This is a genomic window from Paenibacillus sp. 37 (assembly GCF_008386395.1).
Classification (GTDB): Bacteria; Bacillota; Bacilli; order Paenibacillales; family Paenibacillaceae; genus Paenibacillus; species Paenibacillus amylolyticus_B.
In genome coordinates, this window is record NZ_CP043761.1 from 2691400 (window position 1) to 2706985 (window position 15586).

Below are 15586 nucleotides of genomic sequence, written 5' to 3' on the forward strand. Positions count from 1 at the left end.
TTTTCGAGGGGTGAAAGTTCGATAAAGAGAGGGAGTGTAAAAGGTATTATGCTGTCAATATATTATGAGGAGGTAATTTTATGTTCAAAGTAAAGCTGGCAAAGGTGGTAATATCTCTCGCACTTTTCGGTACCTTGTTTTCTATTCCAGGGGTGCCCAATGCTCGTGCTGCAGATGCAAGTTGTCCGAATGGTTATGTAGGTCTGACGTTTGATGATGGCCCATCTGGAAATACAACAAACATGCTTAACGCGTTGAAGCAGGCGGGCTTACGGGCAACGATGTTCAATGTTGGACAAAATGCACAAAATAATAAATCTCTGGTTACTGCACAGGTGGCAGCTGGGATGTGGATTGGCAATCATTCCTATACACATCCAAACATGACTACATTAAACAGTTCTCAGATGTCGTCAGAGATTACTCGGACACAGCAGACGATCCAGTCCATTACCGGAAGTTCACCTAAACTGTTCAGACCTCCTTACGGTGCGACAAATGCGACTTTGAAATCCGTTGTAAGCCAAAACGGCCTGAAGGAAGTGCTGTGGAACGTAGATTCCCAAGACTGGAATGGTGCCAGCGCAGCCCAGATCGTGACAGCTGTGAACACGATGAAAAGTGGTGACGTCATTCTAATGCATGATCAGTACCAGACGACACTTCAAGCCATTCCACAGATTGCACAAAATCTGAAGAATCGTGGCCTTTGCTCCGGCATGATTTCACCGACGACAGGTCGGGCAGTCGCTCCTGATGGCGGCACCACCAATCCCCCAGGTACGTCAACAAAAGTAGAAGCCGAGAATATGACCAAAGGTGGACAATACACCGGCAATATCAGTTCTCCTTTCAATGGCGTGGTCCTTTATGCCAACAATGATTTGGTTAAATACACTCAGAATTTTGCAACGAGCACTCATAATTTCTCGCTTCGTGGAGCTTCAAACAATGCCAACATGGCTAGAGTGGATTTGAAGATTGGCGGACAGACCAAGGGGACCTTTTACTTTGGCGGGAGTTCACCAGCGGTCTATACCCTGAATAATATCAGCCATGGAACGGGAAATCAGGTCATTGAGTTGGTTGTAACAGCCGATGACGGGACATGGGATATGTACATCGATTACTTGGAAATACATTAACAAGCTTAAGGCTGATTGAAAAATAATGCACTATGATGAACTCCCGTTGGGTTGACCCAATGGGAGTTCATCATGTTTTTGGCCATTTTGTAACAAAAAGTGGAAGGAAAACATTTATAATGGATGAAATTGTATGTGAAGAATCTGGTTTCTATTGAAAAATTTCATTGAATAGAAGTGGAGTGATCAAATGATCATCATGATTAACGGAGCGTTTGGTTCGGGAAAAACTTCAGCAGCAGAAGCACTCCAACCTTTGATTGCAAACAGTATGATCTACGATCCTGAAGAAATAGGTTATATGCTGAGAAAACTTCTTCCGGAGAATTGTAGAGAGGAAAGGGAACGTACGGATGATTTTCAAGATATCGATCTGTGGAAAATTCTGACCGTAAAAACGGCTAAAGAAGTAAAGCAGAAATACAACAAACACTTAATTGTCCCCATGACCATCTATAAAGAGGAAAACTTTAATTACATTTATAACGGGTTAAAAGAGATCGATCAGGACATTCATCATTTTTGCCTTACGGCTACAGAAGAGACGATTTATCATCGTTTGGCTAAACGCGGAGATGAATATGGAGGCTGGCAGTATCAACAAGCACCAAAGTGTGTTGAAGCTTTCAAGGATGAACAATTTCAAACTCACATTATTACCGATCATCTGGAGACACGTGAAATCATCGAAATTATTTTGAAGAAAATGAACAGAAGAGGATGGAACCTAATTGACGACTGTGACTTTTGAAGAGGTAACCGAACAGCACCTCCCTGAAATTAGAAAGATTTATAACTATTATGTAATGAATACAACGATTTCGTTTCATACGGAGGAATTAGATCTTGATCAGATTAAATCCTCTGTGATGAACAAGGATACACGGTATAAAACTTACGTAATTCTTGAAAACAATCAAATGATGGGCTATGTTCTGATCACCCAGTATAAGAGTAAACAGGCATATGACATTTGCGGTGAGGTCACCATATATTTAAAGCCCGATATTTTGGGAAAAGGCTTGGGGAAACAAGCACTACGTTTTATTGAGAAGATTGCAAAAGAACAAGGATTCCATACCTTAATTGCGACGATTTGCATGGAGAATACAAGAAGTAAAACATTATTTGAGAGAAATGGTTACGAACAATGTGCTCTGTTTAAAGAGATTGGATATAAATTTGATAGAAAGCTGGATATTGGAAGTTTCCAAAAGATATTGTAAGGAGAATACGAAATGAGTAAAAACCTATATATTATATCTGGCCCCCCTGGAGTAGGGAAATCTACAACTTCCAAGCTGCTAGTTCAGACTTTAGATAAAAGTGCCTACATTTCTGGAGATGCGGTTAGTCACTTTCCGGTCAAAGGGCGAGGTAAACCCTGGCTTGATAAGGATACAAACGACTTAACTTGGAAAAATATATCTAGTCTGGTGAAAAACTTATTGGATTATAAATACGATGTAGTACTGGATTATGTGGCCTTTCCGGAAGATATTGATGGATTACTGACAGAATTGGCAGACTATCATGTTCGCATAATCTATGTTGTATTGATGGTTGATCGTCAAACCATTATTCGTAGAGACCGTCTACGAGCAGAAGAATATCAAATGAAAGAAAGAAGTATACTTCTGCTGGACGAGTTTGAAGATCATCCGGATCTGAGAGTAGATAACAAGCTGTATACTAATCATTTTACAGAAGAACAATTACCTGAAATAGTGAGTGAAATTATAAATAATGAAAAATATCGATTGAAATAATCCGTACCTCGTCACTTTGTATGATAGATTGTAACAGAGACAGCGAAAAAGCTGTCTCTTTATTCATCTCAACAAGTTTATGTGCAACTTTATTACTCTTCTTCGTTTAGAAAAACAAAACCACTGTCAACAAGCCCTTGTAAATACTCGTCAAAGCTGTTTGCAATCACTACGTATTCGTCAGGGTCGTGCAAAAAGCGAATGATTTGACCACGTACACCTCCATCAGTAGGATTAAAATCAATATAAAGTCTGGATGTTCCACCATTGTTCATACAGTCTGAAAAATGAATATATTTCCCTGGAAGAAGTCCCTCAGGATTGATCTTAGAGTCAACGGCATCCTCTTCATCTTCGTATTCTAAAAGATAAGAGACGTCTTCTTCATTTTTTGAACTTTCGAGCATTTGTTGGGTAGACAGTAAGTAATATGGATATCTACCTTCTTCAACATCTGAGCCAAGAATACAAACCGTAATTTCTTTTTCTCCGTACTTCCTCCAATATGTACCATCAATATTTTCAAGTAAAACGATGAGTGATTCTGGACAATTTGGATATTTTGATCTTAATGTAGTTATATCTTCTTTTGTAGCACCGCTCGCTGTTTTCAGTTCCTCAAGTTCTTCTGGTGATAATGCTGCTCTTAATCCATTTAAAAATTTGTTTACCAAATCCATTATGTTGACCTCCCAATCATAAAATATAAAGCAAATATACGCAGATAAAATAAATTTACTGCGTTGGTGTGAAAAATATATCCCCTACAATATGTCCTGTATACTAAGATCAGTTTATCATTTTTCTCTAGTTTATTGGCAACTACAAGTATTAACTATCGGTCTGGTGATAAAGGCGCGTGGGGTTAGCTGCTAAGGTTGGATAGACCCTCCCATATTTTCGTAGTACAATTATGTAAGTAATTGGAATGCTTAGTTTTATAGTAACGATATAGAGGAGCGGAATACATTGTCATTACATATGCTGCACGGCAATTTTAATACATATGATAGGCATTTTATGAGGGTTCTGCTCAATAGCTCTTCAACCAAGATTTGAGTGAAAATCTCCTATAATATTTGAATGTTTATGAATACGATTACATCTTATGAAGGAGGGATTTCACCTTGTCTGAGTATTATTGGGATGACCAGATTGAATATCTGAGAAATACGCGATGGCTTTATTATAACGATGATTATCTTGAGTTTCTGGTTCAACGTGTATGGAATATTGAAAATTCAGTAGATATTATCGACTATGGGTGTGGATATGGCTATCTCGGCTTGAAACTGCTTCCTTTATTACCCGAGGGATCAACCTATACCGGATTAGACAGAGGTAAGGAATTAATTACGCAGGTCAAAGAGATTTTCTCAAAGTCCTCTTATCAAACGACTTTTATAGTAGATGACATTGAAACAGTGCAAGTGAAACGTCAATACGATATTGCGATAAGTCATGCCTTCTTATTACATACAACAGAGCCGATCACCATTCTTCAGAAGATGATTGAAAGTCTAGTAGATGAGGGTAGAATGATATGTTTTGAACCTCATTGGATCGCTAATATGTCAAATTATGAATTACATGGACTTGAACAATCCAAGATTGTTCAGCTTGGTGTTCTCCAAAAATTGTTCGAGGAGGATACCAAACGGAATGGTAAAGACGGAAATATCGGTATGAAGATTCCAATCCTGCTTAGCCAACTTGGCTTGAGAAATGTAGAATGCCGGGTGAGTGACAAGGTTAACTTCTTAGATCAACACATGGCAGATTCGGATAAGGAAAAGCTTTTTCATGCATTAAAAGAAGAAGGACTGGGACAAGAACCGAATGACAGACATGAAGGAGTTACTCATTTGATGGAAAGAGGACTGAATTCAGAAGAAGCGAATAGAGAATATGAAGCAGAGAGTGTATTTGCTAGGAAGTTTAATGAAAACTCATGGTTAACTTACGCTCCAAACATGAAAATTACATCGGGAATTGTGACGAGATAAGTGTATTGTTTCTAATACTCATAAGGAGGTACAGAGGATGATATATAGGAGAAAAACCTATGTTATTGCGACTTCTTTTGTAGAAGAGTTTAATGCTCTATTTAATGATGTTTTGCTGCCATCCCAGTTGAAATACGGATCAAGACTTATTGGAAGATGGCATACACCAATCGATGATGAAACCAGTGAAATTTTTGCGATGTGGGAATACGACACCCTTGAACAATACGAAGAGATTGAGAAAAATATAAAATCAGATACAGAACACGTAGAGCGAGTTCAAGCGCGGTTTGATCAGATCGGAAGACATCGGTATAAAGAAGTATTTCGAGAAGAAATTAGGCAAGCATTTTTCACATCAACAGTAGATCGCGAACAAACGATTTTGAAGAGAAATATAAGAAAAAGGAGATGAAAGTATGATAGAGACAGAACGACTTATATTTCGGAAATATACTAAAAATGATTTTGATTTACTTTTTGAGATGACACGTGAGCCAAATATGATGAAATTTATAAGACACGGAGGACCTTGGACGAAGGAAGAAACCATGCAAAGCCTGGAAAAGTTCATCAACTGGAATAAAGACGATAAAGGGCTGTTTCTCGCATTTAATAAAGAGGATAACAAGTTAATTGGAACCTCTGGACTGATTCCTCAAATCATTGAAGGCAATGATGAGCATGAAGTTGGTTACTGGGTTATTGAGCAATATTGGGGAATGGGTTACGGATATGAACAAGCAAAAGCGTGGAAAGAATATGGCATGGATTACTTGAAGCAGAAAAGATTAATATCTCTAATTCAACATGGCAATGTGGGTTCTATGAAAGTCGCGCAAAGGAATGGCATGAAACATGAGAAGGACGTGGATATAATAGGGAAAAATGTAGCAGTATACTCGATTGAGGTGAAGTGAATATGACTCCATTTCCTGAACTAGAAACCAAAAGATTGCTGTTAAGAGAGATTAAACAGAGTGATTCCCAAGACATATTTCAAATTTTTTCTTCAGATGAAGTTACAAGATTCTACGATGTAGAAACTTTTACGAATACAAAACAAGCAGAAGAACTTATACAAAGGTGGAAAGAACGATTCGAAAATGGTCAGGTGATCCGCTGGGGAATTGCTTTGAAATCGGATAACAGAATTATTGGAACATGCGGATTTCATGGTTGGATGAAACAACATTATAAAGCTGTGATGGGATATGAGTTAACACCGGAGTTCTGGCGGCAGGGTTACATTACCGAGGTAACTCGGAAAATTGTTGAATATGGATTTAAGAACCTTGAATTAAACAGAATTGAAGCATTTGTAGAGCCAGAGAACGCGGGATCAAGGAAGTTGCTTGAGAAAATTGGGTTCAGTGAAGAAGGCATATTGAAAGAACATTTTATTTGGAAAAATCGATTTGTTGATAATGTCATCTATGCATTTTTGAAGAAAGAATATGTATGAGAATACGAATTATTGGATCTTGCGGTAGTGGGAAATCAACATTAGCCAAAGAATTGTCGGATAACTACGGTATTCCGTCCTATGAATTGGACAATCTCATATGGGACAGAAGCGCCGAAAATCTGAGATATCCTGAAAGTTTTAGGGATGAATCCTTCCAATCTATTGTCAGTTCAGAAGCTTGGATCATAGAAGGAGTGCAGTGCAAAGATTGGACCATAAAGTCCATCCAGGAAGCAGATTTGATTTTTGTATTAAATCCAAATGTGTTCATTAGAGATTATCGGATTATAAAGAGGTTTGTATTGTCCAGAACGGGATTGCAACCGTGGAATTACAAGCAGTCATTCAAGGACTTATGCAAGATGATTGTGAAGTGGAACCATCAATATAATATAGGTGCAGCCATAGATGTGATTAACGAAAATAACAAGACAGCAATGATCACTAAGAATAAAAAACAAGTGATACAGTTGATTGAACATCAATTGGAAGCGGGTGTAAGTGAGAGTGAAAAGAACGTTAGAATTAATCAAGGATTGTCGAAAGAGGAGGTGCGGTGTTGAATATAAAAATACTACCAGTCTCACGAGAGAATTGGGAAGAGGCGCTGAAGATCTCTTTGTATGAACACCAAGCGTCATTAGTTCCATCTGTTATTGAGGGAATCGCTTACGCCTATATAAAACCGTGGGATGAAGCATTTGATCCTTACGTACTTGAGATCGATGGGAAGATATTTGGTTTCTTTTATCTGAGTTATACGCCAGATAGTACAGATAATTACTGGATTGGTGGTTTTCAAATCGATAAATCCTATCAAGGTAAAGGAATGGGAAAACTCGCTTTAAGAGCCATTCTAGATTACATTACGAAACTGCATCCGTTGTGCAAGGTTATTTCATTAACGGTTGAACGGGATAACGAAATAGCACAGAATTTGTATAAGAGCATGTCTTTCATTAGTGAGAACAGAACCAATTTAGATGATGAAGTGATCTACAGGTTGGCAATGAAATGAAAGACTCAACATTTCAGAGGGCAGTATATCTTTGTTAACCAAGATCGAGGATTGGTTGCGGTATTCACAACGATTATATCCGATAATAGCTTGTTACCACTTCAGTGGTTTAACAATTATATATTGAAGGAATAGTTGTTTATGGGAGAGATAACATGAGCCAATGGTTTGATCTAGATGAACTTGATCCAGCGTTAATCAAATTTGCAGTGATAATCGCTAAATATAACCATAAATTCATCATTATCAAAAATAGGAAAAGAGGAGGTTGGGAAATCCCAGGAGGCAACAAAGAAATAGGGGAAACACTTTTACACACGGCAAGTCGAGAACTTTATGAAGAGACAGGGGCAGTACGCTTCGAATTAATACCTTATGGTGTATATGAATGGAATGGGAGCTTTGGTATGGTTTCTTATGCTGAGGTTAAATTGCTGGAGAGCTTACCGGAGTCTGAAATTGATGAAATAAAGCTTGTGGATGTATTACCTGAAGGGATGAACTTCGGAGATATGTTTTATCGTTTCTCAGACAGATGGGATGGACTTGAGAACTATGAGCTTAAGAAATACACCATTGAAATAAATCATTTGAATGAGTTACCAGTAATTAAAATAAGCTAGTTTTAGTTGGAGGAACTCTATTTTGAAACTAAAGGAGATGAAAAGAATTAGTGAATAAGAATAAGGGACTCATCATGTCACTATTACTTTTATTGCTTTTAATTTTGTTATGGGATTCCTTTCGAACTTCAATTTTTGAAGCAGTTACTGTTCAAAAGATTAGTGAAAATGAAATGACTGTAATTAATTTTAATAATCTTGAAAGAACAATAGCCGTTCCAATGGATATGTCTAAACTAATTGAAGAGAACAAGGAATACACTATTTTGTACGATAAAAGGGTCTTTGATAAATACAGACTTCGATCAATAAAGCCATAGGATTTTAGAAATAACTTAGGAAAGAATGGATGGAAACGACCATGATAACGTATAGAACGTTGACCCTTGATGATGTGAATCAGCTGCAGGAAATAGATCGCTCGGAACATATTGATCTCATCTATGAAATGAGAGAGAACCGATTGGTTGAGCTTGAACAAAATCATGAGTGCTCAAACTGGGATGAGATGCTTTTGAAAGAGATTCAAAATCGATATGTCTATGAATTAGAACAAGGTGGCATGGCATATGGCGCGTTTGCTGACGATCAATTAATCGGATTTGGTGTGCTGGCACATCAACTTAGAGGAAGAGAACAAAATCAATTACAAGTTGACTTGATGTATGTCTCACGCGGGTACAGAAGACAAGGTATTGGAAAACGTATTTTAAACCAATTAGGTGAAGAGGCTAAGAAACTTGGCGCACAGTATCTGTATATTTCCTCCACAGAGACGAGATCGGCAGTATCCTTTTACAGAAGCCAGGGCAGCCAGATTACTAGTGAGATTGATCATGAACTTTATGACAAAGAGCCGAAAGATATACACATGATAAAGGAGCTGGGCACATGACAACGGTTGGGATACTCGGAACCATTCATAATCCAGAACTCAGAGAGCGATATCATTGTTCCCTTTCCCTTTACAAGGATGTGATTACTGAGTTTAAACCAGATCTCATTTGTGGTGAAATTCATCCGCAGAGTTGGTTGAGGTATCTGAAGGACAAACATGATAGAGGATACTGGGGAGAACCAGCCAGTGAGTATTGGGAATTGGTCTTCCCTTTATGCGAGGAGCATAACATCCCATTTGTCCCTATAGATTGGTTTGAATTGGATGTGTGGAATGCTTTTGATCCATTCAATGGTTATTCGGGCGTGGAACGCCAAGAACTTGAACAACAGGATGATCATTGGTTTGCGGAGCAAATGGAGACGTATCAGTTTGGCGAGATTCCTTTTAATTCAAAGGAGTTCGATCGTGTAACCAGACAAAAGTATGAATGGTTGCATCAGGTAAACGCGAAGGCACAGAACTTTCGATGGGTGGTCCGTAATCAGATTATGATTCAAAGAGTCAAAAATACAATTGAAGCTCATCCAGGAAAACGAATCCTCTGTATCGTAGGAGCCGATCACAATTACATCTTCCAAGAAGAGCTGATGATAGAACCCGTTGAATTGTTGTATCCGTTACGATAGAGGAACCGTTGGTAGAATTACAAATGAAACTTATATTTAAGGAGCATTACATGCGCAAAAAAATACGTAAAACACTCAAATACAGCATACTTAGTATTATTTTAATAGTTATAGTAGCTCTGATATTTCCCACATGGACACCGAAAATTAAAGGTGAAAACAGCATTAGCATGTTAGAGCAGGTCGAAATTAACGGTACAGGGCATGAAGTCATGATCAGAGGTGTTGATCGGACTAACCCTATCCTGATTTTTGTGCATGGTGGGCCGGGATGCTCGGAGATTCCATACGTAAGGAAGTATCAGAAAGAGCTTGAGCAATACTTCACGGTGGTGCATTATGATCAACGTGGGAGTGGGAAGTCCTATCACTTTTTTGAGGATTACTCAAATCTAACAACAGATGTATTAGTAGATGATTTGTTAGCGTTAAGGGGTTATGTATCTAAAGAGTTAGGTCAAGAGAAGGTTATATTAATCGGTCATTCATTTGGTACATACATCGGGATGAAAGCTGCGGCTAAAGCACCCACTCGGTTTCACGCTTATATAGGCATTGGACAGATGGCTAATACACTTCAGAGCGAACGGGAAAGTTTGGAGTACACGTACGAGCAAGCGAAACAAGCTGGTAATGCAGAGGACGTAAAAAAACTAGAGCTAATTCGCAGCTCGATCGAGCAAGGAAAGGACCTTACGCCTAGAATTTTGTTGCAAAAGTACGGTGGTGCAGCCAGGCTCATCCATGAGAATAGAGATTATATTTCAGGATTCCTTTTAAATCCCGAATACAATGGGCTGGATATGATTCGCTTTTATACAGGGATGTTCAGTTCACAAGACATCTTACTGAAGGAAGCATTTGATCAAAATTTACCTGATATTGTTGATCATCTGGAGATTCCTACCTATTTTGTAACGGGTAAATATGATTATATGACCACTGCGAATGCAGCACGTGATTATTTTGACGTATTGGATGCACCGATCAAAGACTTCATTGTTTTCAACGAGTCGGCGCATTACCCACAGTTTGAAGAGAAAGAAAAATTCGTAAAGTGGTTAAATGAGCTATTTTAATATGCATGGAGAGGAGCAAGATCATATTGTTAAATGATTTCATTGAGCTTGAAGAAGAGAGTGATGAGAGTTACCGGTGTTACACTCTGCAAAATACAGTGCAAATATTTGAACATTGCATACAGGATGAGGATTTAAATGACGTCCGAATATATGTTTCCACTAATACACCGTTAGTTACAATTGATGATAAAATAGAAGATTACATTAAGTGGTTTTCAACTTGTGAGACTGTCTTTCGAGAATATTATGAGAATGAACTTCAGGAAAAAGTACATCAGAATTGGTTTAATGAGATTGAAGTCTATCGTGTAGATATCACATTTAACAGTATAGCCGACTACGGCGCAACAATATCTTGCGGAGATAATATCCTGCGCGATCACATCATGATTATTGATTTTGATAGAGAACAAATCCAAGCAATCCACTTAAACGGCTAGATGGAGTATTTTGTAATAAACAGTCAGAAAAAACGCAAATAATATCGCTTTATTTTCCATATATGTGTTATTATGTTGGTGCCAGACGAAATTTTCATTTGTTTGATCGATAGGAAAGGAGGCGCGAATTCTCGAATCATTCAATCTGAATCAATAGATTAACTGCACTGCTTGTTAAAAATAATAGAATAAGCGGAGGTATGGTTATGTTCAAAAAATGGAAGAAATTCAGCATCAGCAGCTTGGCGCTTGTGTTAGTGGCTGCCGTGGCTTTTACCGGATGGAGCCCTAAAGCATCAGCAGCAGACGCTTCGCAAGTGGTGGCTGAGATGGGTGCAGGTTGGAATCTGGGCAATCAGCTGGAAGCAGCGGTAAATGGCACACCGAGTGAGACAGCTTGGGGCAATCCTACGGTGACTCCGGCGCTGATCCAAAAAGTGAAAGCTGCGGGCTTCAAGTCTATTCGTATTCCCATCTCCTATTTGAATAACATTGGAAGCGCTCCCAATTATACAATTAATGCGGCATGGTTGAATCGAATTCAGCAAGTTGTGGATTATGCGTACAATGAAGGTATGTATGTCATCATCAATATTCATGGTGATGGGTATAATTCCGTACAGGGTGGATGGCTGCTTGTGAATGGTGGCAATCAGACTGCCATTAAGGAAAAATATAAGAAAGTGTGGCAGCAGATTGCCACCAAGTTTAGCAACTACAATGATCGCCTTATTTTCGAATCCATGAACGAAGTTTTTGATGGCAACTATGGCAATCCGAACTCGGCGTATTACGCCAACCTGAATGCTTACAATCAGATCTTTGTGGATACGGTTCGTCAAACTGGAGGTAACAACAATGCCAGATGGTTGCTGATTCCAGGTTGGAATACCAATATTGACTTCACCGTTGGTAATTATGGATTCGTGCTCCCAACGGATAATTTCCGATCCTCAGCAATTCCTAGTTCGCAGAAGAGAATCATGATCTCGGCACACTATTACTCTCCGTGGGATTTTGCAGGTGAGGAAAACGGTAATATCACGCAGTGGGGTGCAACAGCAACGAATCCTGCCAAAAGGTCTACTTGGGGACAAGAGGATTACCTGGAATCGCAGTTCAAGTCCATGTACGATAAATTTGTGACTCAAGGCTATCCTGTAGTGATTGGTGAATTCGGTTCGATTGATAAAACGTCGTACGATTCCAGCAACAATGTGTATCGCGCCGCTTACGCCAAAGCAGTTACAGCAAAAGCCAAGAAATACAAAATGGTTCCTGTTTATTGGGATAACGGGCATAACGGTCAACATGGATTCGCATTGTTTAACCGTTCGAACAATACCGTGACTCAGCAAAGTATCATTAATGCGATCATGCAAGGTATGCAATAGTTTACTGTCTATCTGTATCCGTGTAAACGGCGTGTTCCTTCAAAAGGGACATGCCGTTTTTTATGCTACCCGGAGATAAATTTAAACAACATTTACCAATGCATTTTACATAAGCGACATACAGAATTCATTAAATCCCACAATAGCTTTTATATACTTAATTTGCTTGATATAGCGAACTAAAAGGACTAGGTGGTAGACAGAATGTTAAAAAAACGTGATTTGCAGGAATGCCATTCACTGTACAGCTTAATGATGGACCCCGCAGTTTTTCCCTACGTTCGTTATGCATGCCAATCGTATGAGGAATATCTATTCCTGACCAAACAATTGATGGCTGAAGAAGAACAAAAAACGGTGATTTCCCGAACGATTTTGAATGAAACAGGGCAGCCTATTGGAACCATTGATCTATATCATATTGAGCATCAAACCGGTTTTTTAGCCACTTGGATCGGATCACCGTTTTTTGGAAATGGGTATAGCCAAAGAGCCAAATCAGCCTTTTTTGTTGAATTGTTTCTGGAACATGGGATTGAAACGGTATTTATGAAGATACGCAAGCAGAATATAAGATCCAGAAAAGCGGTACAAAAACTGCCTTATGTGAAGTTAGCCAATGATGTGTATCCAGATGTATATCAACGGATTAATATGAATGAACAGATGTATGATCTGTATTATGTTGGACGGTCAGCCTTTTTCCAAAATAGTATGGATCTGCACCAAGTGGTAGCTACGTAACTTATTCAGAGAGCGTCAATAGCGGCGTCAGTGATGACGCCGCTATTTGATATGATATAGGAACGGACTGTTAATATAACATGCAGGAATATAGACTAGAGAATCGAAAGACATTAAGTAGATAACCTCATAAAAAGTGGACGGTTAATCAAGGAGGCATGAAATGAATAATATTAACAAGATTTTGGGTGTAGTCCTCATGCTTGGCAGTGTGTTTATTTCAACGATGGAGAGAATTTCAACACGAGTCTCTGTCGCTATAGTAGAAGCAGGATACGCTTCAGGAGGGACCAGCGTACCCCAGTTTGCTCAGATGAACGAGCATTCAACAGGTTTACTCGTATACTTCATGTTCTTCGTTGGATTCATACTATTGGTCTCGGGATTCCCAGGGAGTTATAAGAAAAATCGTAATCATGGGCATAACAAGGAAGTTTAGCTTGAGGAGGGATGAAAGTGGCCAAGCAGGAGGAAGTGTTATCGGGAGGTAATGTGAATCAGGTTGTCCGAATAGGTGAGACGGTTCGCAGGCATGCGAAACCAAATCCATATGTGATTGAATTGCTTTTACATCTCGAAAAAGTTGGTTATGATCACGCCCCTCGATTTCTGGGAATAGATGAACAGGGGCGAGAAACGCTCTCTTACCTCGAAGGCATCGTTCCAGGCAATGACTACCCTGATCTAGAAGAATATATGTGGTCAGACGAATCTTTGATTGAAGTCGCGAAACTGTTGAGAAGTTACCATGATGCGACGGTTGGATTTACAACAACATCAGTATCAACGAACAGATATCCAGGCATAACTGAAGATGAAGTTGTATGTCATAACGATTTTGCGCCGTATAATGTGGTGTACAAGGATGGCCGTCCTCAAGGCATTATTGATTTTGATATGGCGGGTCCGGGTCCGCGAATGTGGGATATCGCCTATGTCTTGTATACATCCATTCCACTTGCAGATTTCTCACCAGAGATGGACGGAAAGGGTGTAATGCCATACGCCAGCCAGGCGCACGGAACTGTTCGAAAAGAACGGATTGCCTTATTCATGTCTACGTACGGGCTGAGTGTTCCAGCAGATTTGAAGGATTGGGTCATATCCCGTATCCGTTTCATGTGTAAAACACTGACTGATCGTGCGGCTGATGGAGATGTCGCTTTTATGAAGATGGTCGAAGGGGGTCATCTGGCCCACTATGAGAAAGAAGTCATTTTTCTTGAAAACCATTGGGATGAATGGGTTTGAAAGGTAATGCTAATGGACCGCATGATAGCCTACGGGCTGGACAGCGGTTTTTTTGTTTCCAGCTTCGAATCCCTATGAATTCCATTCTAATCATTTTCAACAATTGTGATCAACAATACAGCAATATAGTTCAGATTAGATCGAAATAACTGTGATACAATTCATTGTAAAGCGCTATCATTGTAAATTATTAAACTATATTGCTTTTTATATTCTGGGAAGGGAGATCTTACTGATGCTAACCATACACACCCCGACGAATATTGCTTTGCAGGAAAATGAAGTTTATGTGCGATCAGAAGCAGATAATTTTCAGGATGAATGGCCTGTTCATACGCATAATGGGTATGAGATACATTATTTTATTCAAGGAGATGCAACCTTTTTAATCGGTGACCGAATATATAAGCCGTTGCCTGGAGATATGTTTATATTCAGAGGCGGTGTGCCCCACCGAATCAATCCTTCAAGAGAAATGGTGTACAAGCGAAGTTTTGTCAATTTCACGGAATTATTGCTTTTGGACATGCTTGCTGTCAGTCAGTTAGAGAATCTGATGTCCATATTCCGTCATCCCAATGGGTTATTGGTGCATTGGCCTCCGGAGGAGCGTGAGTATATCACAGCTATTTTTAAGGGAATCAAGGAGGAGATGGGGGCAGGAAATACAGGGTACAAAACAATGGTCAAATTGAGTCTTACCCAATTGCTACTGCGGATTTACCGGAAAACAACCAGTGAGCAATCCGCCAATCCTATCTTATGTTCTTCCCAGAAGCAGACAAGCGTAAGTCGGGTTCTTCATTATTTAAACCAGAATTATACGGAGAATGTTTCATTGGATGAACTGTCCAAAACACTCCATTTGAATAAATACTACATTTGTCATTCTTTCAAAGAGACGACGGGATATACCATAAGCAACTATGTTATACGGAAAAGAGTTGCAGAGGCCAAAAAATTGTTGCTGTCTACGGATGCACCGATTTTGTCCATATCTGAGACGTTAGGTTTTAACACACCTGTATATTTTAGCAGGGCCTTTAAACAATATGTGGGTGTATCACCACAGTTATTCCGTAAAAGTGAATTGCTCAACGAAGCCAAAATTCATTAGAA

At 39.2% G+C, this 15586-nt stretch carries 21 protein-coding genes; 20 read left to right on the forward strand and 1 reads right to left on the reverse strand.

What is annotated here, in order from left to right; translation table 11 throughout:
- Positions 1 to 80: 80 nt before the first annotated feature.
- The 4 genes from F0220_RS12185 (at position 81) to F0220_RS12200 (ending at position 2914) form a co-directional block, all read left to right on the forward strand.
- A complete protein-coding gene (locus F0220_RS12185) occupies positions 81 to 1145 on the forward strand; it encodes a polysaccharide deacetylase family protein (protein ID WP_105598293.1) in 1065 nt (354 codons plus the stop codon).
- A gap of 199 nt (positions 1146 to 1344) precedes the next feature.
- Positions 1345 to 1896, forward strand: coding sequence for an AAA family ATPase (locus F0220_RS12190; RefSeq protein WP_223199919.1), 552 nt, complete (start codon positions 1345 to 1347; stop codon positions 1894 to 1896).
- Positions 1886 to 2371 (forward strand): GNAT family N-acetyltransferase, encoded by a 486-nt coding sequence (locus F0220_RS12195; protein ID WP_223199984.1) that lies wholly within the window; start codon positions 1886 to 1888, stop codon positions 2369 to 2371. The genes F0220_RS12190 and F0220_RS12195 overlap by 11 nt, the downstream gene beginning before the upstream one ends.
- A 12-nt stretch (positions 2372 to 2383) precedes the next feature.
- Positions 2384 to 2914: an AAA family ATPase gene (locus F0220_RS12200; RefSeq protein WP_149846546.1), complete on the forward strand. Its 531-nt coding sequence runs from the start codon at positions 2384 to 2386 to the stop codon at positions 2912 to 2914.
- Positions 2915 to 3006: 92 nt separating this feature from the next.
- On the opposite strand, the gene F0220_RS12205 is transcribed toward F0220_RS12200, so the two are convergent.
- Positions 3007 to 3594: an SMI1/KNR4 family protein gene (locus F0220_RS12205; RefSeq protein ID WP_105598297.1), complete on the reverse strand. Its 588-nt coding sequence runs from the start codon at positions 3592 to 3594 to the stop codon at positions 3007 to 3009.
- Positions 3595 to 4041: 447 nt separating this feature from the next.
- Between F0220_RS12205 and F0220_RS12210 the strand changes: the two genes are divergently transcribed.
- The 16 genes from F0220_RS12210 to F0220_RS12285 all read left to right on the forward strand — a co-directional run bounded on the left by F0220_RS12210 (position 4042) and on the right by F0220_RS12285 (position 15584).
- Positions 4042 to 4920 carry a methyltransferase domain-containing protein gene (locus F0220_RS12210; RefSeq protein WP_105598298.1) on the forward strand — a complete coding sequence of 293 codons (879 nt, stop codon included), beginning with the start codon at positions 4042 to 4044 and terminating at the stop codon, positions 4918 to 4920.
- 37 nt (positions 4921 to 4957) lie between these two features.
- Entirely contained in the window at positions 4958 to 5335 is a 378-nt protein-coding gene (locus F0220_RS12215; protein WP_091017067.1) for an NIPSNAP family protein, read from the forward strand.
- A gap of 4 nt (positions 5336 to 5339) precedes the next feature.
- Positions 5340 to 5840 carry a GNAT family N-acetyltransferase gene (locus tag F0220_RS12220; RefSeq protein WP_223199920.1) on the forward strand — a complete coding sequence of 167 codons (501 nt, stop codon included), beginning with the start codon at positions 5340 to 5342 and terminating at the stop codon, positions 5838 to 5840.
- 2 nt (positions 5841 to 5842) lie between these two features.
- Complete coding sequence (locus tag F0220_RS12225) at positions 5843 to 6385, forward strand: GNAT family N-acetyltransferase (protein WP_105598299.1); 543 nt, start codon at positions 5843 to 5845, stop codon at positions 6383 to 6385.
- Complete coding sequence (locus F0220_RS12230; RefSeq protein WP_105598300.1) at positions 6382 to 6951, forward strand: P-loop NTPase family protein; 570 nt, start codon at positions 6382 to 6384, stop codon at positions 6949 to 6951. Before F0220_RS12225 ends, F0220_RS12230 begins: the two co-directional genes overlap by 4 nt.
- Positions 6945 to 7406, forward strand: coding sequence for a GNAT family N-acetyltransferase (locus tag F0220_RS12235; protein ID WP_223199921.1), 462 nt, complete (start codon positions 6945 to 6947; stop codon positions 7404 to 7406). Before F0220_RS12230 ends, F0220_RS12235 begins: the two co-directional genes overlap by 7 nt.
- 155 nt (positions 7407 to 7561) lie before the next feature.
- Entirely contained in the window at positions 7562 to 8029 is a 468-nt protein-coding gene (locus F0220_RS12240) for an NUDIX domain-containing protein (RefSeq protein ID WP_105598302.1), read from the forward strand.
- A gap of 379 nt (positions 8030 to 8408) precedes the next feature.
- Positions 8409 to 8924, forward strand: a complete 516-nt coding sequence (locus tag F0220_RS12245) for a GNAT family N-acetyltransferase (protein ID WP_317451998.1) — start codon at positions 8409 to 8411, stop codon at positions 8922 to 8924.
- On the forward strand, positions 8921 to 9556 hold the full coding sequence (locus F0220_RS12250) for a hypothetical protein (protein WP_149846547.1): 636 nt from the start codon (positions 8921 to 8923) through the stop codon (positions 9554 to 9556). Before F0220_RS12245 ends, F0220_RS12250 begins: the two co-directional genes overlap by 4 nt.
- A 50-nt stretch (positions 9557 to 9606) precedes the next feature.
- Positions 9607 to 10635: an alpha/beta fold hydrolase gene (locus F0220_RS12255; protein ID WP_149846548.1), complete on the forward strand. Its 1029-nt coding sequence runs from the start codon at positions 9607 to 9609 to the stop codon at positions 10633 to 10635.
- 26 nt (positions 10636 to 10661) lie between these two features.
- Positions 10662 to 11078, forward strand: coding sequence for a hypothetical protein (locus F0220_RS12260; protein ID WP_149846549.1), 417 nt, complete (start codon positions 10662 to 10664; stop codon positions 11076 to 11078).
- A gap of 206 nt (positions 11079 to 11284) precedes the next feature.
- Positions 11285 to 12472 carry a glycoside hydrolase family 5 protein gene (locus tag F0220_RS12265; RefSeq protein WP_149846550.1) on the forward strand — a complete coding sequence of 396 codons (1188 nt, stop codon included), beginning with the start codon at positions 11285 to 11287 and terminating at the stop codon, positions 12470 to 12472.
- 204 nt (positions 12473 to 12676) lie between these two features.
- Complete coding sequence (locus tag F0220_RS12270; protein ID WP_149846551.1) at positions 12677 to 13216, forward strand: GNAT family N-acetyltransferase; 540 nt, start codon at positions 12677 to 12679, stop codon at positions 13214 to 13216.
- A gap of 163 nt (positions 13217 to 13379) precedes the next feature.
- Positions 13380 to 13655: a hypothetical protein gene (locus tag F0220_RS12275; RefSeq protein ID WP_149846552.1), complete on the forward strand. Its 276-nt coding sequence runs from the start codon at positions 13380 to 13382 to the stop codon at positions 13653 to 13655.
- A gap of 11 nt (positions 13656 to 13666) precedes the next feature.
- Positions 13667 to 14467 (forward strand): phosphotransferase, encoded by an 801-nt coding sequence (locus F0220_RS12280; protein ID WP_317451999.1) that lies wholly within the window; start codon positions 13667 to 13669, stop codon positions 14465 to 14467.
- A gap of 235 nt (positions 14468 to 14702) precedes the next feature.
- On the forward strand, positions 14703 to 15584 hold the full coding sequence (locus F0220_RS12285) for an AraC family transcriptional regulator (RefSeq protein ID WP_036609061.1): 882 nt from the start codon (positions 14703 to 14705) through the stop codon (positions 15582 to 15584).
- Positions 15585 to 15586: the final 2 nt, after the last annotated feature.